The sequence below is a fragment of the Pseudomonas karstica genome (genome assembly GCF_009707515.1).
Classification (GTDB): Bacteria; Pseudomonadota; Gammaproteobacteria; order Pseudomonadales; family Pseudomonadaceae; genus Aquipseudomonas; species Aquipseudomonas karstica.
Genome location: NZ_WLYI01000047.1, coordinates 1 through 20,593 on the forward strand (window position 1 = coordinate 1; position 20,593 = coordinate 20,593).

Genomic DNA, 20,593 nt, shown 5'->3' on the forward strand with positions numbered 1-20,593 from the left:
GACAAGCGATGGGCCAACCCATGGCTCCAACCCAACCCCAACCCGCAATCGACTTCCACGGCGCTGGTGCGGTACAGCCGCGTCCAGGCAAAGGGTAAAAACCCGTCCAGCTCGCCATCGGTGAGGGTCAGCAGTTCTTCCCCGGTGACCATCGATACCGGACAGCCGTTAGTCACCGTTTTATCGGCGCTGGCGCTCGCATCACCCTTGGGGTTTTTCGACGAGGCCGGCACATCGTCGACAGACTCTTTCTGCTTGACCAGCGTCGTCCTGGGCTTATTGTTCGCCCGCACCAACGGCACCGGGTTCGAAACATCAACCTCTCCGGCCCTCAGCGGCACACTCGGCACCACCTTGATCGGCGTCGCCGAACTACTGAGCAACAACGGCTTAACCTTCTCGGCATGCTGTTCCAACCGAGCCCCACCCAAGTGCTTGGCGATCTGCTCCAGCCACTGCCGCGCACGGCCGGACTTGACCCTGCCCAGCACCTGGGTGCTCAGGCGTACTGCCACGCCCATGCCGCCGGTAACCCACGCCAGCAGCAGGTTGATCAGCACTTCGGCGCTGATTTGCCCGAGCAACTCATTCATGTAGGGCGGCGGTAGCATGCGCATCCAGCTGACCATCGCCGACAGATAAACAAACAGCAGCGGCTCATCACTGAGCACCAGCAGGCCGGTGGCAATCGCCTCGCTGCTCAGTGCCAGCAGTTCATCCAGCTCGGCTTGGGAAAGGTATTGCAGCAGCTTTTCGCTGTTGGGTTTCAGGTCCGCCAGCCACTCATACAGCTGCGAAATGCTGTCCCAGAGGGCATGCAAAGCCTTTTCAAACCCTTGCGCATAGGCCTGATGCAGCGTGATGTAACGCTTGAGAAAGTTGGCCTCGCTGTAGTGCTTCCACAACGGCTCGAACGTGTCAGCCCATTCACCGCGTAACCAACCTTCCAACGGCTCGATCACCGACTGGTAGGAGGCATACAGCGCCTTGACCTGTTCTTTGGAAACGTTGGGGTAAAAGCTCACCCGATACTGCTGGTCGCGGGTGCATTCAGTGACTTCAAGAATGCCGCTGGGGCCGATGGTTTTATGGATAGGCTCGCCGAGCGGGCTGCCGTCTTCAGAGACTTTTTGCAGCATCACCGGCGTGTTGCCGATGGGCACAAAGCGCGCGCTCTGGAACATATGCACCAGGGTCAACGAACCGTTGGCCTTGCACATCGCGACGGTGCTGCTTGGATAGAGCGAGCGGGTGACGGGCGCTACCAGCGCCACCTCATCGCCGACCTTGAACACCTGCTCGAGGTCCAGCGCCGAAAAACTCCAGAAGCTCTCGGCCCAACTGTCGTAGGTATTAAGGCATTGGCGGAAATCGCCAAGAACCGACTCGACGTCACGGGTCTTGGCGTCCATGGCCGCCAGGACCATAAAACCAATAGCGGGACTCAAGAGGCAGCCCCATGAAACAGGGCATGAGTAGGCAAAAACATCGGCGGTCCCTCGCGCTGTGTGATCAGGCGAGAGACTTTGCAGAGGTTTTTAAGGGCGGGGAGTAGAGGTTATCTGGCGGACGGGTAGGAGGTTTCGGCAAAAGGTATTTTGGGGAGGCTCATAAATACCCAAATAGCGGCGTTCTCTTTAGCGCAGTTGGATCAGGTCAATATTCCAGCCTCTGGATGGGAGCGATCAGTTAGCTGTCTTTTTCGACTCGGCGACTACTCACCTCCGCCGGCACATCATCCCCGGCCATACGCTTGCGAAACAACGCCGTCCTTGCCAGCAACAAGGTGGTCACCGGCACGGTGATCGACAGCAGAATCGGAATCAACCACCCATGCAACACCGGCCCGGACTTAAGCACCGAAAAGTAGATAATCGAGGCCAGCGCCACACACCAGGCACCCAACGTCGAGGCCAACGCCGGCGGGTGCATACGCTGGAAGAAGTCCTTCATTCGCAACAACCCAATCGCCCCAATCAACGCAAACACGCTGCTCAGCACCAGAAAAACTGCGACGATTACTTCTACCCAAAGCGGCAATACGCCCATATTGATCATTCGATCACCTCCCCACGCAGCAGGAATTTCGCCAGGGCAAACGAGCCCACAAAGCCAAACAACGCAATCAGCAGCGCAGCTTCAAAATACGTGTCACTGGCATACCGAATGCCCAGCACCAGCATCATCAGCATCGCCAGGATGTACAGGTAGTCCAGGGCCAGTACCCGATCCTGGGCCGATGGGCCTTTGAACAGGCGCGCGAGGGTCAGCACCATGGCCAGGGAAAACAGGAACAGGCTGAACAGGATCGCATTGGAGAGCAGGGCGCTCATTCGAAGATCTCCATCAGGGGCCGTTCGTAGGCGTGTTTGAAGTGCTCGATAAACTGCGCGTCGTCATCCAGATCGAACACGTGCAGCAGCAGGATACTGCGGTCCAGGGCCAGTTCCGACCAGACGGTGCCGGGGGTCACGCTGGTGATCATCGACAGCACGGCCAGGCCGTTGGCGTCGCGCAGGTCCAGGGGAATTTTGATAAAGCGCGAGCGTGGAGGGCGTGAGCCGCAGGTCAGGACACCCCAGGCCACGTGCAGGTTGGACACGATGACGTCGCGGCCTACCAGGAAGAACAAGCGGATGATCACACCGGGGCGGCGGATGCGAATCGGCAGCGGGCGCAGTGGCGCCATCATCAGTGGTGCGGCGAAGCCGAGGATTGCACCGAGCAGCAGGTTGCCGGGGCTTATGGATAGGTTCAGTAGCAGCCACAGTAGCCACAGCGCCAGGGACAGCCACGGGGCAGGGAACAGGCGTTTCATGGCTGCACCTGCGCGGTTGAGGCCTTGGCTTGCGGACTCGGTACCGGGCGGGTGGCCATGACGGCCATCACGTAGTGCTCGGGGTTGTTCAGGCTGGTGGCGGTGTCCTGGGTGTAGCGCATCAGTGCTTCTGCCTTGAAGGTCAGGGCGATACTCAGGCCCAACAGGAAGAAAATGGGTACGCACTCGAAACGGCGCAGCAGCGGTGACGGGCGTTCTTCCGGGGTCCAGAAGCGCTGGATACCAAGGCGGGCGAAGGCGATCAGCGAGGCCAGGCCAGAGAGTATCAACAGCGCTACAAGGCCCCAGGCGGCCGGGCGGATCGGCTCCTCAACAGCGTTGCCCAGGCCGAGTGGATTGACCAGCGCACTCAGCAGGCTGAGCTTGCCGATAAAACCCGACAACGGCGGCATGCCGATAATCAGCAGGGCGCAGGCAATAAAACTCAGGCCGAGGAACGCCACAGTCCAGGGGATTACCTGGCCGACCACGGCCTTTTGCTCATCGTCGAGGTTGGTGCCGGGTGGCGGATGCAGCGACTCCATGGCCGGTGGCAACGACTCGATTTCTTCTTCCAGCGGGGCATCGTTGGCCGAGCGCGAGCGTTCGATCAGCTCCGCCAACAGGAACAACGCGCTCAACGCCAGTGTCGAGCTGACCAGATAGAACAGCGCCCCGGCGATCAGGCTTGGTTGGGCAAAACCAACCGCCGACAGCAGGATTCCGGCGGAAACCAGGATGCTCAGGCTGGCCATGCGTTCCAGGCGTTGCGCGGCGATCATCGCCAGGGCGGCGCAGATGATCGTCGCCATGCCGCCATAGATCAGCCAGTCGCCACCAAAGTACGCCGAGGCGCCGGCTTGACCCGAGAACAGCAGGCTCCACAGGCGCAGCACGGTGTATACGCCGACTTTGGTCATGATCGCGAACATCGCTGCCACGGGTGCGCTGGCTGAGGAGTAGGCGGGCGCCAGCCAGAAGTTCAGTGGCCACATCCCGGCCTTGGCCAGGAAGGCGACGGCGAGAATGGCCGCGCCGGCATGCAGCAGGCCGCGATCAGCTTCCGGCACCAGGGGGATTTTCAGTGCCAGGTCGGCGAAGTTCAGGGTGCCGGTGACACCATAGATCAGCGCCGCGCCAATCAGGAACAACGACGAGGCCAACAGGTTGATCGAGATGTAATGCAGCCCCGCCGACACCCGCGCCCGGCCGGAGCCATGAAGCATCAGACCGTAGGACGCCGCCAGCAGAACCTCGAAAAACACGAACAGGTTGAACAGGTCGGCGGTGAGGAATGCGCCGTAAAGCCCCATCAATTGGATCTGGAACAGCGCGTGGAAACTGGTGCCCGCGCGGTCCCAGCGAGCCATGGCGAACAACAGGGCGCTGACACCAATGATCCCGGTGAGCACCAGCATCAGTGCCGACAGTTGATCCACCACCAGCACGATGCCGAACGGTACCTGCCAGTTGCCCGGCAAGTACACGCCGATGGAGCCGGGGCCGCCTTTCTGGGTCCAATACAACAACAGCACCGCCACACCCAGGCCGACCATGCTGGAGAACAGGTTGATCCGGGCCTTGAGTGGCCGGTGTTTTTCCCCAAGCATCAGCATCATCGCGGCGGTCAGCAGCGGCAGTAGGATCGGCGCGATGATCAGTTGATTCATCCAGCTCATTCCTTAGGCTCCCGACCGTCCACATGGTCAGTGCCGGTCAGGCCCCGGGACGCCAGCAGCACGACAAGGAACAGCGCGGTCATGGCGAAGCTGATCACAATCGCCGTCAGCACCAGGGCTTGGGGCAGAGGGTCGGTGTAGTTGAGCAGGTCTTGCGGTACGCCATCCTTGATGATCGGTTCCTTGCCGATAAACAGGCTGCCCATGCTGAAAATGAACAGGTTGACCCCGTAGGACAACAGGCATAGGCCCATCACCACCTGGAACGTCCGTGGCCGCAGGATCAACCAGACCCCGGAGGCCGCCAGGACCCCAATGGCAATTGCGATGACTTCTTCCATCAGGCGGCAGCTCCTTTAGGCGTGGCAGCGGCTTTCGCCTGATTGCTGGGTTTATGGGCCCGCACCGATTGGTGACCCAGGGCGGTGAGCATCAGCAGGGTCGAACCGACCACCATGGCATACACGCCGACATCGAAGAACAGAGCGCTGGCGATATGGATATCGCCCAGCAGCGGCAGGGTAACGTGCAACGTGTGGGTGGTGAGGAATGGATACCCCACGAACAGCGCGCCGAGCCCGGTCAGCGTCGCTGACAGCAAGCCGAAGCCCATCCAGCGCATTGGCCGCAGGCTCATTTGCGCCTCGACCCACTGGGTGCCGGCGACCATGTATTGCAGGATAAACGCCACCGACATCACCAGGCCGGCGACAAAGCCGCCGCCCGGTTGGTTGTGGCCGCGCATGAACAGATAGAAGGAGACCACCAGGGCAATCGGCAACAGCAGGCGCACCAGCACCGCCGGTACCATCATGAAGCCCAGGGCGGTGTCGCTGGCCTGACGCGGGTTGATCAGGTCGGTGGCTACGTCTGGCGCCAGTTGGCGTTGCTGCGCGGGCAGTTGCATGCTTTCTTTCGAGGGGCGGAAGCGCCGTAGCAGGGCATAGACGGTCAACGCCACGGCGCCCAGCACGGTGATTTCCCCCAGGGTGTCGAAGCCCCGGAAGTCCACCAGCATCACATTCACCACATTGCTGCCGCCGCCTTCGGGCAGGGCACGGCTCAAGTAGAACGAGGAAATATCGTTGGGTGTCTGGCGCGTCAGCATGGCGTAGGACAGCAGCGCCATGCCCCCACCCACCACGGTGGACAGCAGCAAGTCCCGCAGGCGGCGGATGCGTGCCTTGCGCAGGGCGCCGGGCAGTGGCGAGACTTCTTCGATCCGCCGTGGCAGCCAGCGCAGGCCCAGCAGGATCAGCACGGTGGTGACCACTTCCACCACTAACTGGGTCAGGGCCAGGTCCGGTGCGGAGAACCAGACAAAGGTGACGCAGGTCATCAAGCCGCAGACACTGACCATGGTCAGGGCCGCCAGCCGGTGATACTTGGCTTGCCAGGCGGCGCCCAGGGCACAGGCAATCGCAAGCAGCCACAGGGTGACGAAGACGATGGAGCCAGGGATCTTCGGCCGGTCGCCCCAGCCGATGCCACTGTGCAGCATCGGGATCACTCCGGCGATCACTGCGGCCAGCACTAGCAGGAACAATTGGGTCTGCAGGCGCTTGGTGCTGATGTGTTTCTCGATCTTGCGCACCCCACGCATCATCACCACCAGCGCGCGTTCGAAACCGCGTTTGCCGTTGAAGTAGCTGATGATCGGCGGATATTTGAAGCGGCCCAACTTGAGCTGTTTGCGCAGCAGCAGGTACAGCACCACACCGCCGGACATGGCCACCAGGCTCATGATCATCGGTGCGTTCCAGCCGTGCCAGATGGCCAGGCTGTACTCGGGCAAGACGCCGCCCACCACGGGCAGCGCGGCGGCCGCGAGGATCGAACCGACCATCTGGGCCGGAAAAATCCCCACCAGCAGGCAGGTGAACACCAGCAGTTCCACCGGTGCACGCATCCAGCGAGGCGGCTCGTGGGGCGTGTGGGGCAGGTTGGTGGCGGTTGGACCGAAGAACACGTCCACGGTAAAGCGCAGGGCGTAGGCGACGCTGAACGTACCGGCGATGGTTGCGATCACGGGCAGGGTGATTTCCAACCAGGCAGTGGCAGAGATAAACACCGTTTCGGCGAAGAACATTTCCTTGGAGAGGAAGCCATTGAGCAACGGCACGCCGGCCATGGACGCACTGGCCACCATGGCCAGGGTCGCGGTAAACGGAATCAGCTTGAACAAGCCACTGAGCTTGCGGATGTCGCGGGTGCCGCTTTCGTGGTCGATGATCCCGGCCGCCATGAACAGCGAAGCCTTGAAGGTGGCGTGGTTGAGAATATGGAATACGGCGGCGACGGCGGCCAGCGGGCTGTTGAGGCCAAGCAGCAAGGTGATCAGGCCGAGGTGGCTGATGGTGGAGTAGGCCAGGAGGCCCTTGAGGTCATTCTGGAACATGGCGCAATAGGCGCCGAGTAGAAGGGTCAGGGCGCCGGCACCGCCGACGATCCAGAACCACTCTTCGCTGCCCGACAGCGACGGCCACAGGCGGGCCAGCAGGAACACGCCGGCCTTCACCATCGTGGCCGAATGCAGGTAGGCCGAAACCGGTGTCGGTGCGGCCATGGCGTGGGGCAGCCAGAAGTGGAAGGGGAATTGCGCGCTTTTGCTCAGGGCGCCAATCAGCACCAGCGCCAGCATGGCCGGGTACAGGGAATGGGCGCGGATCTGGTCACCGGCCGCGAGCACCTGGTCCAGGTCATAGCTGCCGACGATATGCCCCAGCAGTATGACCCCGGCCAGCAAGCACAAGCCGCCTGCGCCAGTCACCATCAGCGCCATATAGGCGCCACGCCGCGCATCGGCACGGTGGTGCCAATAGCCGATCAACAGGAACGAGAACAGGCTGGTCAGTTCCCAGAAGAACACGATCTGGATCAGGTTGCCGGAGATCACCAGGCCGAGCATTGCGCCCATGAACGCCAGGAAAAACGCGAAGAAACGCGGTACCGGGTCTTCCGGAGACATGTAATACCGGGCGTACAGCGACACCAGGGTGCCGATACCCAGCACGAGCATCGAGAACAACCAGGCGAAACCGTCCATGCGCAGCACGAAGTCCAGGCCCAGGCTGGGTAGCCAGAGGAACTCTTCGCGAATCACCCCACCGTGGGCGATCTGAGGGTAGAGCAAAGCGACTTGTACGGTACCGACCAAGGCGACAAGACCGGCCAGCAGGGATTCAGCGTTACGTGCGTTGTGCGGCAGCAAGGCCGCCAGACAGCTGCCGATAAAAGGCAGAAGCAGTAGAACTATCAGGGACATAGGCTTCTAATCTGCGGGAGTTTGGGATGCATCATACGTGCCGGATTCTGGATCACCAAACGGCAACCTGTGGCAGGATCCTACAAGGGGAGTAGTTTCAAGCTTCAAGCTTCAAGCTTCAAGCCACAAGCAAAAGTGGGCGCGCCTTTCTTGCAGCTTAATACATCAACCTTGGTTTTCCTGCCCGATCCCACTTTCAGAATCGACAGCTTTCGGGCGGCCCCTCTTCATCTCACTGACAATCACCGCCACCACAATCAACGCCGCTCCCAGCATGGCAATCGGTGGAAAGCGTTCGCCGGCGATCCGCCCGACCACGCCGGCCCACACCGGTTCGCCAGCATAGATCAAAGTCGCGCGGGTTGGCGAAACGCTCTTCTGTGCCCAGTTCATCGCCACCTGGATCACCGCGCTGGTCAGCCCCAGGCCTACGGCAGTGAACAGTAGCAGCCAGGAAAACCCCGGCAGCGCCTCGCCCATGGGCACTACCATCAGGAACGACAGCACGGAAGCGGTAGCCAGTTGCACCACGGTGACCCGGCGCACATCCACAAGTCCTGCATAAGCACTGATCAGAATGATCTCGGCGGCAATCGCAATGGCGCCAATCAGGGTGGCGATCTCACCGGGGCTGAAATTCAGCGAGGCGCCGGCCGGGCCGGTCAACAGCATCAGCCCGGCGAATGCCAGCATGATGCCAATGCTCGGCATCAATCCCGGCCGCCGGCCCAGCACCAGCCACTGCAACAGCGGTACGAAGGGTACATACAACGCGGTGATAAACGCCGACTGACTGCTGAGGATCGTCTGCAGGCCAATGGTTTGCAAACCATAACCAAACATGATCGTCACGCCGATAAAGCACCCGGCCCTCAGTTCGAACAGGGTCAAGTCACGTAAGGTGCGAAATGAGAACAGGCCGACGATCAAGGTGGCAGCGGCAAAACGCAGGCCAACAAAAAACATCGGCCCGCTCACCGTCATGGCGTGTTGCACCAGCAAAAAGGTGCCACCCCAGATCATGGTAATCACCACCAGCACGCACTCGGCTTTGCTGAAACGGGCTAAACGCGGGGTGGGGGTCTGGCTGGTCATGGCGGCTCGGTCTTGCACGGGAAGGGCTCGGAACGCACAATGCGTCGTAGCTGGGCAGTATACTGCGCAACCCCACCCTGTGAGCAATATAGTGCACAAAGAAAATCCGCAACGGGCCTCGGTCCTGCAACACGTCAGCCAAAACGTTCGTCGCTTGCGTCATGCCGCCGAACTGAGCCAGAGCGCATTGTCGGAAAAGTCCGGGGTCAGCCGGCGGATGCTGGTGGCCATCGAAGCGGGTGAAAAGAACGTCAGCCTGAGCACGCTCGATCGTGTCGCCGAAGCGCTGGACGTGGTCTTCAGCGACCTGATCCAGGCACCGGACGCACGCGACCATAGCCGCATCAACGAGCTGGCCTGGGCCGGAGAAATCATCGGCAGCAAAGCCGTGTTGCTGGCCAAGGCCACCGCCCGGCGTGAAGTCGAACTGTGGGAATGGCGCTTGGAACCCGGCGATCACTATTGCCCGGACCCCGACCTGGAAGGCTGGAGCGTGCAACTGTTTGTGTTCGAGGGCTGCCTGACCCTGGTGCTGGCGGACGAAGCACGGCAGATTGATGCCGGTGAATTCTTCATGTTCGCCAGCCACCAACCCCATATCTATCGCAATGACAGTGACGTTGCGGTGAGGTTTGTACGAAACGTGGTTATCTGACGGTTGATAGCGCCGTCGAGTTGTTGGCGCGAGGCGATTGTCATGACATCTACCAAGGCAGACAGTAAAGGCGCATTTTCATGAGCGAAACCCGAAGCGCACAGGCAGCGAGCGTCATCCGCCATGCCGATGTGCTGATTGTTGGCGGTGGCCTGAGCGGCACGATGCTGGCTGCGCAGTTGCTACGCCAGCCTGGAGAGCGGCAGATCCTGGTGATCGAGCCGCGCAGTGAGCTGGGACGGGGCGAGGCCTACAGTGCCGTGGAGCTGGGCCATACCTTGAACGGCAATGCCGCGCGCATGAGTGTCGATCCGGATAATGCCGACGACTTGACCCAGTGGCTGACCGAGTACATCGCCGCAGGTGGTTGGCCGGAATCGGATCAACAGCACGTGCCCGTCAGCGAACTGTTCCCGCCCCGAGGGATTTTTGGCCTGTACGCGCAACAGCGATTGGCCGAGGCCCAGGCGCATTCACACTCCACCATAGAACACATTCGTGCCGAAGTGATCGACCTGCAGGTCGATGAGTGCTCGACACGGCTGACCCTGGACAACGGCCAGCAATTGCGTGGCGCCTTTGCAGTGCTGGCCACCGGGATGTTTCCGGCGACGCGTACGCCGCAGACCACCTCCAGCGGCCTCAACGCCGCCACGGTTGATCCATGGGATGTCGAGGCGATGACCCAGCTGGACTCGCAGTCGACCGTGCTGATCATCGGTTCCGGGCTGACCATGGTCGATGCCGTGGTGTCCCTGGAACAGGCCGGGCACCGCGGCCCCATCGAGATTTTTTCCCGTCACGGCCTGCTACCCCATGTGCGCCGGCAGCCGCCGGGTTGGGCGGACTTCCTGGCTGAAGATCACGCCCTGTGCAGCCCTCGCCAGTTAGTGCGTGAGGTACGCCGCCAATGCCATGCCGCCCTGGATCAGGATGTCGATTGGCAAGCACCGTTGGACACGGTGCGGGCCCATATTGGGCGCTTATGGAGCCAGGCCAGTGAGCGCGAAAAGCGTCAGTTTGTGCGTCACGTCCGGCCTTGGTGGGAAAGCCACCACCATCGCTCGCCGCCCTTGAGCGCCGAGCTGGTGGCGCGTTTGCATGGAGAAGGGCGACTGCGTATCCACGCGGCTTCGTTCAAGGGGGTGGAGTCGTCTGCATCAGGTGAAGTGAGGATTCTCCTGCGTCGCCGTGGCGAGCAGCAAACCACTCTCGTGACGGGGGCTGCGCTGATCAACTCCAGTGGCATCGAATACGACTGGCGCCGAGTGGATCGGCCATTGCCCCGGCAATTGCTGGCCCGTGGCTTGATTCAGCCTGGGCCTTTGGCGCTGGGGATTGCGGCGCATGTGTCTGGCGCCGTATTGGACGTTGACGGTCACGTCAGCCAGCGCCTGTTCGCCATGGGCCCACCGCTGCGGGGCATGTGGTGGGAAAGCACGGCGGTGACGGATGTGGCAAGCCAGGCCAAGGCCTTGGCGGCGCGGCTGGCGATGTAACCTTGTAATCATTGCCGAGGTACAAGGCTGCGATAAAGGGCCGCAGGACCTGCAGCGGTTTCAACACCCTGGCGACTGCTGCGCAGCCGATCGCAGGCTGCGCCAGCGGCTACAGGTCGTTTGGCTGGGGCACTTTGACAAACCCCGGCCTGAGCCCGAACACCTCCACGCCTTGTGCGGTGGATTGTCCGGTGGTCACGCTCATCCGTTCCACCGGTTTGTCCATGGCCGCCCGGTACTCCACCGACATCCCGCTTTCCCCGCGGGTGATTGCCTGGGCCGGTACGATGATCGCCTGGTCATTGTTGTAGGTGACGATGGTCAATCGGGCGCTCATGCCCAGGCGTACCCGTTGCAGTTGCTGCGCGGTCAGCTTGGGAATGGACAGGGTAACCGGAAATTGCGCGCTGCCCTGACTATCGCTGGCCATCGCCAGGCCGCTGACTACGCTGACGGAACCGGTCAGCCGCTCACCGTCGAAACCATCGCCCATGACTTCCACCGCCTGGCCCTGGTGCAACTGGTTGATGTCCAGCTCCGATACCTTGGCGACGATTTTCAAACGTTCGATATTGGCCAGCCCGAACAGCACTTGGCCCTGGTTGACCTTGCTGCCGGCCTGGACCGGCGCGCTGTTGGCGGCGCCCCCCAGAGGTGAAGCGCTGCTGCCAGGCGCCGGCACCACGATGCCGGAGAACGGTGCCTTGACCTCCTTGCCTTCGAGCAGCGTGTGCAAGGCTTCATATTTCACTGTGGCATTGGTCAGCTCCATATCGGCAATCTGCCGGTATTCACCCTGGCCTTGGTCCATCGCCTGTTGCAGTTCGCTGCGGGCAGCCGCCAGGTCCAGTTGTTGTTGCTGGGCCTGTTGCTTGAGGTCGTCCAGTTCATTGCGAGGGATGATGCCGCGCTGGAACAGGTTTTCGCTTTCGGCCAATTTGCGTTGAGTGTTGGCGGCGCTCATTTGCGCGGTACGCAGGCTACGCTTGGCACGGCTGACCAGTTGCCCGCTGTCCCAGTCCTGCATTTCCTGCACCGTGCGCCGGGCCTTGAGCTGGGCGGAAAGCGCGTCGCGCAGTTGCACTTCGAGGGTGGCCGGGTCCATGCGCAACAGCACCTGGCCTGCGTCCACCTGCTGGCCCTGTTCCACCAGGTTGGCCTGGACGTTGCCGTCGAAGGGCGCGATGAGGGTGATGGTGGTGTCGGGCTCGATCTTGCCCACCAGGCCTATCTGGTGCACCAGCGGATCAACCTTCACCGCCTGCCACTGTTCAACTGTGGCGGGCGGGTCGGCGGCGGGGCTGCGATAGCTGACGAGCGCAATCCCTGCGCCCGCCAACAGCACGATCAACACTGCACCCAACAGGCGTTTTTTATTAGTAGTCATTGAGGGTGATTTCCCAACTTTCCAACGTCATGCCCAGGGTTAAATCGAGTTGCGTCTGGGCGTTCAAATAGGCAATCAGTGCATTGAGCCGTGCATTTTCAGCGTTGCGCAGGTCGGTTTCGAAACTCAGCACCTGGAAGTTGGTGGAGCGCCCTGCGCTGAGTTTTTCTCGTTCAATTTCGATCTTGCGCCTGGACAGTTCGACCGCCCGCTGCGAGATTTCATACTGGCGCCAGCGAGTGCCCAAGTCGCGCACCACATCATTGACGTTGCGCTCCAATTGCTGCCTGGCATCGGCGATGACGATCTGCTGGTTTTCCACATCGACCCGGGCGTGCACCTCGGCCTGGCGGGTGCTGATATCCCCGATGGGAATCTGCACCTGAATGCCGGCGTAACTGTCCCAGCGCCGGTCGTGGGTATTGCCGCTGTCGTTGCTGTAGGCATCCCGATACTGATTACCCCCGGCGACCAAGTCCACCTGCCAGCGTCCGGAGTCTTTGGCGATCACCAGGTTGAGGTCGGCTTGCTGGCTGCCGAGCAGGGTGGCCAGGTATTCCGGTTGCTGGTTCTGGGCGAGGTTGAAGGCCTGGCGTTTGTCGATGTTCATGGGCGTGGCTTCCAGGGCTTCGGTGGCACGAATTGGTGTAGACAGGTCCAGGGCCAGCAGGCGCAGCAGGGCCAGGCGGCTGGTGTCCAGTTGGTTCTGTGCTTCTTCCACGCCCAGTTGCTGGGTGGCGATGTCGGCTTCGGTTTGCACGATCTCGAACTCGGCCATGCGTCCGGCGGCGATCAGCGCTTTGTTGACCTCAAGCAGCGTATTGGAACGCTTGAGCGCGTCCTGGACGATACTCAGTTGCTCCTGGGCTCGCAGCAGCTCGCGGTAGGTGGCGATGACCTGACTGATGGTTTGCGCCACAGTAGCCTTGAGGTTCAGCCGGTTGGCCTGCTCCGACAACCGCGACAGGCGCAACGGCGCGGTGGTGGCGTCCCAGCCGGCACCGCGCATCAACGGCTGGATGATTGCCAGGTCCAGGCCGTCGCTGCGATAGCGGCCGGCACGGTTGGCGTTGTTCAACTGTTGGGTCCAGGACATGCTCAGCCGGGTGCCGTATTCACTGAGCAAGGTGGCGGCCGGGGCCAGGTTGGAGTTACGCGCGTTGTCGGCCGAACCGCGATTGGCGCGGTAATTACCGTTGAGCGCCAGCTTGGGGTTGAAGATGTCTTCGGCAACCCGCAGGTCGAATTTCTGCGCGACGCGTTGCAGGTAAACGCTGCGAATTGCCGGGTTATTGCGCAACCCCAGGTACACCGCGTCGCCCAGGGTCAAGGTGGTGGTCTGGGTGCTGAGGGAAACACTGTGGTTATAGCCGCTGCGGGTGGTGCTCGGGGCCGAGGGGTTGATCAGCACATCGGCGGCCAAGCTGGGCGCGCTGGCCAGGGCAATGACCAGTAGCAGGCGTTTATTCATCACGCAACGCCTCCACCGGCTGCAACCGCGACGCTGAAACCGCCGGGTAGATGCCGAAAAACAATCCCACCAACAATGTGCTGCCCACCCCGAGGGGCAAGGCGGCGACGGCCAAGGAAAATTCCCAGCCGGACAACCAGGCATATAGATACGCGGCGCTCATGCCCAGCACCGCGCCACATAAGGCCCCGACAGCAGTGAGAGTGACCGCCTCCAGCAGAAACAGATTGCGAATGTCTCGCTGGCGAGCGCCCAGGGCCATGCGAATGCCGATTTCCCGACGCCGCTGCGAGACGTTCATCAGCATCACATTCATCACCCCGACGCCGCCGCCCACCAGGGTAATAGCCCCGAGGGCCAGCAACAGGTAGGCGAAGGTGCGGCTTTGCCGGGTCATGCCGTCAATCATTTGCTGGGGTACCTGGATATCCACGTCGTGGTCGGTGAGTTGGGCTTGCAACGCGGCAGTGGCGTCTCGGGCGATACGTTCCATGTCCAGGCCCGGGGTAGCGCGGATGATGACGTTGCTGATTTGCGGCGTAGGGTAGATGCGGCGCATGCCCTGGGCGGGGATGAACATCGACTCATTGGCTTGTACCGGAACCAGCATGGATCGGGGCTGGTTGTGCAGAATGCCAATGATCTGGAATAGGTAGTCGTTGATCCGCACCCGGTCACCCAGTTGCAGCGGGTCGCCTGGGAGGCTGAGGGCCTGGGCCACCTGGTCGCCGATCACCGCGTAGATTTCGCCGCCATCAAACGGCGACAGGAAACGCCCTTCACGCAGCGACAGGCGCATGGCGTCCTTCAGGTCCGGGGTACTGCCGATGATCCCGGCACCGAACGTGCGACCATGGAATATCACCGACCCGCTGAATTGCGACGTCGCGCCAATATGCGCAATGCCCGGCACGGCTTTGCGCACGGCCTCCAGGTCCAGGCTGGCGCGCATGGGCACGCTACTGCTGCCCCGTGGCGGGAACTGCGCCACCAGGGTGTCGGTGCCCATGTCCTTGAAAATCGCCGCCGCGTCTTCGGCGGCGTTGTGGCCGATATTGATCAGCGCCACCACTGAGGAGCTGCCGATGACGATCCCCAGCAGGGCCAGGATCGAACGCTTGCCTAAGGTCCGCAGGCTGACAACGGCTTCATGCAGCAGTTGGCTCAGGCTCTGTTCGACCCGTAGTCTCATAGATGCCCAACCTCTTGCACCACACCATTGCGCACCAGGATCTTGCGATTCAGGCGCTCGGCAATGTGTGGGTCGTGGGTGACGATAATCAGCGTGACTTGCTGTTCGCGGTTGAGGGCCAGCAGCAGGTCCATGATGTCCTGGGCGGTGGTGCTGTCGAGGTTGCCGGTGGGTTCGTCGGCAAGGATCACCGAAGGTTTACCCACCAGTGCCCTGGCAATCGCCACCCGCTGGCGCTGGCCGCCGGAAAGATCGGCCGGGCGATGCTGGGCGCGTTCGCCCAGGCCCACCTGCTCGAGCATGCGCAGCGCCTGCTCCACCGATTCATGGCGGGAGATGCCGCGATAGCTCAAGGGCAGGGCAACATTGTCCAGGGCACTGAGGCGCGATAGCAGGTTGAAGCTTTGGAACACAAAGCCGATCTGTTGGTTGCGGATTGCCGCCAGTTGATCGGGGCTGGCGTTGAAAATGTCATGGCCAGCGAAGTGATACTGGCCGCAGTCAGGCAGGTCCAGCAGGCCGAGGATATTGAGCAGGGTGCTCTTGCCGGAGCCGGAAGCACCAAGGATGCTGCAGCTGTCACCCTGGGTGATGGACAGGCAGACGTCATTGAGAATGGCCAGGTGCTGCCCGGCCAACTGATAGCTTTTGCCAATGCCTTGCAGGGAAATGAAGCCTGGGAGCGTGGGGGTATCTGTCATCATGACTACGCCTGCAGTCTCGACGGTTGCGGCATACTCCCGAAAACCCTTGTAACAAGTTCAGGAGCGCTTTGGGACACGTCACGGACTGTTTTTATTTCTTGTTTTTAAAATATTGTTTGAATAGTAACCTTGATCACCCCACTTCGCCAGCCGTAGAGATAGAGCGGTTTTACCCCGTGTACCCGCAGCCCCACCAGGGTTGAAAGCGGCCCTGTTTTGCCGCTGGCACGCCGGTAGCCGGGAGCTTGCGATGGTATGGCGTAGCGTCACTACTTGCTTTCGATCGGCGCCCCCGGTATAAAAAATCAAATTTATTTTTAAAACGTATTTCCGACATGGAAACCCTATGGCCGCGAAGAAACTCAGCGCTCCAAACGTTACCAAGACTCGACTGCTGGATGCGACAGAGGCTCTTTTCATCAAATACGGCTATGACGCTGTTTTGTTGCGGCAGATTACCGAGAGGGCCCAGGTCAATCTCGCTGCGGTGAACTACCACTTCGGGGACAAAGATTCCCTGATGAAGACCTTGCTGATGCAGCGCCTGGAGCCGCTCAACGAGCAGCGTCTGGAACTGCTCGCGCGGTGCGAGGCCGAGTCAGGCGGCCCGCTGGACTGCGACACCTTGCTCGGCGTGCTGTTCGCGCCGGCCATGGGCATGGAACGTGCCGATCCGGCCAGTGGCGAGGGGCGCTCGTTCATTCGTTTCCTGGGGCGGGTCTACAGCGACACCTCACCGTTTATCCAGGAATACCTCAAGGTGCATTACCAGCCGGTGTTCCAGCGTTTCTTCGAAGCGTTCGCCCTGGCACTGCCGGACTTGCCGCGCAATGAACTGGGAGTGCGCCTGCAGTTTGCCCTCAAGGCGATCTCCGGGGTGATGGCCGGTACGGAGTTGCGCTTGTTGATGAACTCCATGAGCCTGGGTCGCCCGGCCACCGACGCTGAGGTCATGGCCAAATTGATTACCTTGGTCTCTGCCGCGATTCGTGTGCCGCAACAGAGCCCCGAGGCTGAAGTGGCCCTGGCGCGGGTATTGGATACCCAGCGGGCGATCCGCGAGCAGGCGCCAGCCGCAAGGCCTGGCAAGGTAGCGCTCTGACCCCAGGCTGGCTTGCAATGAGCCGGCAATTCACTTTCCTTTATTCAAACCCACGTAAAATACACAGGCAAAAAAAACCGGGTCGGTTCATTCAAGAACCCCCCGGCTTTTGCCTGCGGACGGTTTACGCCAGCTGTTCTTCCTTGCTCAGACAGGCAGCGGCGGTGAACAACACATCGGTGGAGGAGTTGAGGGCGGTTTCCGCCGAGTCTTGCAACACGCCGATGATGAAGCCTACGGCCACCACCTGCATGGCGATTTCACTGGGAATGCCGAACAGGCTGCACGCCAGGGGAATCAACAGCAGGGAACCGCCAGCAACGCCTGACGCCCCGCAGGCACAGACCGCCGCCACGACGCTGAGCAGCACGGCGGTAGGAACGTCCACTGCGATGCCCAAGGTGTGCACGGCCGCCATGGTCAATACGGTAATGGTAATGGCGGCGCCGGCCATATTGATGGTCGCCCCCAGGGGGATCGACACCGAGTAAGTGTCTTCGTGCAGGCCCAGGCGTTTGCTCAATGCCAGGTTGACCGGAATATTGGCCGCCGAACTACGGGTAAAGAACGCCGTGATGCCGCTTTCGCGCAGGCACATCAGCACCAGCGGATACGGGTTGCGGCGCAACTTCCAGAACACGATGGCCGGGTTGACCACCAGTGCCACGAACAGCATGCAGCCGATCAGCACCATCAGCAGGTGGGCGTAGCCCAGTAAGGCGCCGAAGCCGGAGGTGGCCAGGGTGGAGGCCACCAGGCCAAAGATCCCCAGCGGTGCAAAACGAATCACCATGCGCACGATCAGCGTGATGCCGTTGGACAGGTCCTCCAGCGCAGCGCGGGTTGTCGGCGCAGCATGGCGGATCGCGATACCCATGCCGATGGCCCAGGCCAGGATGCCGATGAAGTTGGCGTTCATCAGCGCACTGATTGGGTTGTCCACCACGCTGAGCAATAGGCTTTGCAATACTTCGCCGATGCCACCTGGGGCGCTCACGGCCACTTCGTGGGAAACCAGTACCAGGGATGATGGAAACAGTGTGCTGGCAACTACTGCGACGACTGCGGCGGAAAAGGTACCCAGTAAATACAGGAACAGGATCGGCCGGATATGGGTCTCCTGGCCGTGTTTGTGATTGGCAATAGACGCCATGACCAGCACAAACACCAGGATCGGCGCGACGGCCTTGAGCGCCGACACGAATACCTTGCCGATAAAACCAGTGGACTGGGCCACGCCGGGCAGCAGCAAGGCCAGCAGGATGCCGGCAATCAGGCCGATCACGATTTGCGTGACCAGGCTGATGCCCAAGAGTCGTCTGAATAGAGAAGGGGTCGCAGTCATAATAGAGTTGTCTCTGTCTTTTTCTAATGGATGCAGCGATACATACAAATAAGGCCGCGGACAGGTTGCCGGAGGGTAAAGCGGCAAGGTAAGGCCGAACGGTAACCGGATGTTCAGAGTCCGGGTTGAAAAGTTTAACATGTTGCAGGAAATGTCCCGGATAAGCGCGGCGTCCGATCAGGGTGTTACACACTCGGCCTGCCCATGGCCCGACACATTCTGTTAAGATCGGGCATCCTCATATTTTTCTCAGTCAGCGAGCCCTCGGGTTGTCGTTGGCGTCGTCGTTTCTGGAGTTATTCATGTTGTTGCCCATCCTGCTGCTGTCGGCAGCCGGTTTTACTGTGCTGACCACTGAGTTCATCATTGTTGGCCTACTGCCTTCCATCGCCCGCGACCTGGACGTCAGTGTTTCCCAGGCTGGCCTGTTGGTGACATTGTTCGCCTTCACAGTGGCCGCTTTCGGTCCGTTCCTCACGGCCTACTTCGCCCGGTTTGAACGCAAACGGCTGTTTATCAGCATTCTGGTGATGTTCGGCGCAGCCAATACCCTGGCGGCGTTGGCGCCGAATATCTGGGTGATGTCGTTGGCGCGGCTGATCCCGTCCCTGGGGTTGCCGGTATTCTGGGCTTTGGCCAGTGAAACGGCGGTGGACATTGTCGGCCCGGACTACGCTGGCCGGGCCATCGCCAAGATCGGCTTCGGTATTGTCTGTGCGACGGTGTTCGGCATTCCGGTGGGTACCTTGATTTCCGACATGTTCGGCTGGCGCACCGCCTTCGGTATTCTCGCCGTCGTGGCGTTGGCCAAGGCCTTGCTGCTGTTTGTGTACTTGCCGGCTACCCGGGTGAAGAAAGAACAGGTGACCCTGCGCTCGCAGTTCAAGATCCTGCGCAGCCCGTTGATGCAGGGCCATATTGTATTGTCGATCCTGGTATTTAGCGGCATGTTCACCGCTTATACCTACCTGGCAGACATCCTTGAACGCCTCGCAGGTTTTGATGGCACGTTGGTGGGCTGGTGCCTGATGGGCTTTGGCGCGGTAGGCCTGATCGGTAATTCCTTGGGTGGGCGCATGGTCGATCGTCATCCGCTGATCGCCTCGATGGTGTTCTGTGGCTTCATGATCACTGGGATGGTGGCGCTGGTGCCGGCTATTCACTCCACCCTCGGCCTTGCGGCAGCAATGGGTATCTGGGGCGTGACCCAGGCGGCGCTGTTTCTGGTCAGCCATGTGCGCCTGATGAAAGTCGCGCCTCATGCACCGGCCTTTGCCGCGTCGCTGAACATCGCCGGGGCCAACCTGGGCATTGGCCTGGGCGCGATGGTCGGCGGACGGGTGATCGACACCCTGGGCCTGGGCAGTCTCGGATTCGCCGCCGCCGGTTTTATCTTGCTGTCGATGTTGTTGGCATTGTGGCTGATGACACTCAAGACCCGCGAAGTCTGCGTCTGAGTAATCAGTCGGGGAGTGCGGTAAACAGCTCCCGTCGAGCGCCCTCGGTAATTGCCACGATGCCGGGGTGCTTGACCTTGCGCTCTACTGAAATGGCATAAAAAGATTCGGTCACCGCGTCAGTCTGGCCGATCAGTACCACGCCGTACTGGCGTTCGACTTCATCGGCGATCACGCTGGGGCCGATAAAAATGCCACTGCCGGATTGGCCGAAAGCCTGCATCAAGGCACTGTCGTCGAACTCGCCGATAATCCGTGGTTGGATCTGTTGTTCGGCAAACCAGCGCAACAGCCGGCTGCGCACTACCGTTTCTACCCCCGGGATCAACAGCGGAGCGCCCTGCAGGCACTGTGGGAAAACGCCGGCATGTTGGTCGGCCAAGGCCCGGGTTGCGAAGAAGCTGATACCGCATTCCCCGAGTTTCTGGCTGTAGCCCTTGATGTCCAGGTGCGTGGGCATCGGGCTGTCGGAGATCACCAGGTCCAGGCGCTGGATCGCCAGGTCCGCCAGCAGACGATCTAGCTTATCTTCGCGGCAGGTGATGCGGATCGGTTCGCTGAGCTCCATGGTCGGCGCGATCAGTCGGTAAACGATGGACTTGGGTACCACATCCGCCACCCCGACCCGAAACAGGATCTGCTGTTCATTGGGCTGGGCCCGCAGCATCGCCTCCAGCTCATTGCCCGTCTGGAACATCTGTTCAGCATAGGGCAACGCTTGCCGTCCCGCCTCGGTCAGTTCCAACTGCCGGCCTACCCGTTGAAACAATGCCACGCCGAAGGTTTGCTCGAGCAGGCTGATTTGCCCACTGATAGTCTGTGGCGTGAGGTTCAATTGCTTGCAGGCGCGCACAATGCTGCCGGTTTTGGCGACCACCCAGAAATAATGCAATTGACGGTAGTTGAGCATGGATGCCTCAATAA

General features: G+C 61.0%; 18 protein-coding genes. 4 read left to right on the forward strand and 14 right to left on the reverse strand.

The window, feature by feature from the left end:
* The 8 genes from GIR22_RS24050 to GIR22_RS24085 form a co-directional block, all read right to left on the reverse strand.
* Positions 1-1,412 (reverse strand): DUF6531 domain-containing protein (locus GIR22_RS24050; protein ID WP_246208482.1); only part of this gene is annotated, 1,412 nt, incomplete at its 3' end.
* A 277-nt stretch (positions 1,413-1,689) separates the two neighbouring features.
* Positions 1,690-2,058, reverse strand: coding sequence for a Na+/H+ antiporter subunit G (locus tag GIR22_RS24055; protein WP_154745771.1), 369 nt, complete (start codon positions 2,056-2,058; stop codon positions 1,690-1,692).
* Entirely contained in the window at positions 2,055-2,333 is a 279-nt protein-coding gene (locus tag GIR22_RS24060; RefSeq protein ID WP_154745772.1) for a K+/H+ antiporter subunit F, read from the reverse strand. Before GIR22_RS24060 ends, GIR22_RS24055 begins: the two co-directional genes overlap by 4 nt.
* Complete coding sequence (locus GIR22_RS24065) at positions 2,330-2,818, reverse strand: Na+/H+ antiporter subunit E (RefSeq protein ID WP_154745773.1); 489 nt, start codon at positions 2,816-2,818, stop codon at positions 2,330-2,332. Before GIR22_RS24065 ends, GIR22_RS24060 begins: the two co-directional genes overlap by 4 nt.
* Entirely contained in the window at positions 2,815-4,497 is a 1,683-nt protein-coding gene (locus GIR22_RS24070; RefSeq protein WP_154745774.1) for a monovalent cation/H+ antiporter subunit D, read from the reverse strand. Before GIR22_RS24070 ends, GIR22_RS24065 begins: the two co-directional genes overlap by 4 nt.
* Positions 4,494-4,838, reverse strand: a complete 345-nt coding sequence (locus GIR22_RS24075) for a Na+/H+ antiporter subunit C (RefSeq protein ID WP_003192163.1) — start codon at positions 4,836-4,838, stop codon at positions 4,494-4,496. Before GIR22_RS24075 ends, GIR22_RS24070 begins: the two co-directional genes overlap by 4 nt.
* Positions 4,838-7,762, reverse strand: coding sequence for a monovalent cation/H+ antiporter subunit A (locus GIR22_RS24080; protein WP_154745775.1), 2,925 nt, complete (start codon positions 7,760-7,762; stop codon positions 4,838-4,840). The genes GIR22_RS24075 and GIR22_RS24080 overlap by 1 nt, the downstream gene beginning before the upstream one ends.
* A gap of 165 nt (positions 7,763-7,927) precedes the next feature.
* Positions 7,928-8,857 (reverse strand): DMT family transporter, encoded by a 930-nt coding sequence (locus GIR22_RS24085; RefSeq protein ID WP_154745776.1) that lies wholly within the window; start codon positions 8,855-8,857, stop codon positions 7,928-7,930.
* Positions 8,858-8,948: 91 nt separating this feature from the next.
* On the opposite strand from GIR22_RS24085, the gene GIR22_RS24090 reads away from it, so the two are divergent.
* Together GIR22_RS24090 and GIR22_RS24095 are read left to right on the forward strand one after the other, a co-directional pair.
* A complete protein-coding gene (locus tag GIR22_RS24090; protein ID WP_178122448.1) occupies positions 8,949-9,512 on the forward strand; it encodes a helix-turn-helix domain-containing protein in 564 nt (187 codons plus the stop codon).
* 80 nt (positions 9,513-9,592) lie between these two features.
* Positions 9,593-11,011 (forward strand): FAD/NAD(P)-binding protein, encoded by a 1,419-nt coding sequence (locus GIR22_RS24095; protein WP_154745778.1) that lies wholly within the window; start codon positions 9,593-9,595, stop codon positions 11,009-11,011.
* 109 nt (positions 11,012-11,120) lie between these two features.
* Here the strand turns inward: GIR22_RS24095 and GIR22_RS24100 are convergent, their stop codons facing one another.
* The 4 genes from GIR22_RS24100 to GIR22_RS24115 are packed head-to-tail and all read right to left on the reverse strand — an operon-like array spanning position 11,121 to position 15,765.
* Positions 11,121-12,398, reverse strand: a complete 1,278-nt coding sequence (locus tag GIR22_RS24100; protein WP_154745779.1) for an efflux RND transporter periplasmic adaptor subunit — start codon at positions 12,396-12,398, stop codon at positions 11,121-11,123.
* Positions 12,388-13,869 (reverse strand): TolC family protein, encoded by a 1,482-nt coding sequence (locus GIR22_RS24105; RefSeq protein ID WP_154745780.1) that lies wholly within the window; start codon positions 13,867-13,869, stop codon positions 12,388-12,390. Before GIR22_RS24105 ends, GIR22_RS24100 begins: the two co-directional genes overlap by 11 nt.
* Positions 13,862-15,061 carry an ABC transporter permease gene (locus tag GIR22_RS24110; protein WP_154745781.1) on the reverse strand — a complete coding sequence of 400 codons (1,200 nt, stop codon included), beginning with the start codon at positions 15,059-15,061 and terminating at the stop codon, positions 13,862-13,864. Before GIR22_RS24110 ends, GIR22_RS24105 begins: the two co-directional genes overlap by 8 nt.
* Positions 15,058-15,765: an ABC transporter ATP-binding protein gene (locus tag GIR22_RS24115; RefSeq protein ID WP_154745782.1), complete on the reverse strand. Its 708-nt coding sequence runs from the start codon at positions 15,763-15,765 to the stop codon at positions 15,058-15,060. Before GIR22_RS24115 ends, GIR22_RS24110 begins: the two co-directional genes overlap by 4 nt.
* A gap of 346 nt (positions 15,766-16,111) precedes the next feature.
* On the opposite strand from GIR22_RS24115, the gene GIR22_RS24120 reads away from it, so the two are divergent.
* Positions 16,112-16,867, forward strand: coding sequence for a TetR/AcrR family transcriptional regulator (locus GIR22_RS24120; protein ID WP_154745783.1), 756 nt, complete (start codon positions 16,112-16,114; stop codon positions 16,865-16,867).
* Positions 16,868-16,991: 124 nt separating this feature from the next.
* On the opposite strand, the gene sstT is transcribed toward GIR22_RS24120, so the two are convergent.
* On the reverse strand, positions 16,992-18,212 hold the full coding sequence (sstT, locus tag GIR22_RS24125) for a serine/threonine transporter SstT (RefSeq protein WP_154745784.1): 1,221 nt from the start codon (positions 18,210-18,212) through the stop codon (positions 16,992-16,994).
* A 302-nt stretch (positions 18,213-18,514) separates the two neighbouring features.
* Between sstT and GIR22_RS24130 the strand changes: the two genes are divergently transcribed.
* Positions 18,515-19,669 (forward strand): MFS transporter, encoded by a 1,155-nt coding sequence (locus GIR22_RS24130; RefSeq protein ID WP_154745785.1) that lies wholly within the window; start codon positions 18,515-18,517, stop codon positions 19,667-19,669.
* Positions 19,670-19,673: 4 nt separating this feature from the next.
* Here the strand turns inward: GIR22_RS24130 and nhaR are convergent, their stop codons facing one another.
* Positions 19,674-20,579, reverse strand: coding sequence for a transcriptional activator NhaR (gene nhaR, locus GIR22_RS24135; protein WP_154745786.1), 906 nt, complete (start codon positions 20,577-20,579; stop codon positions 19,674-19,676).
* Positions 20,580-20,593 lie beyond the last annotated feature (14 nt).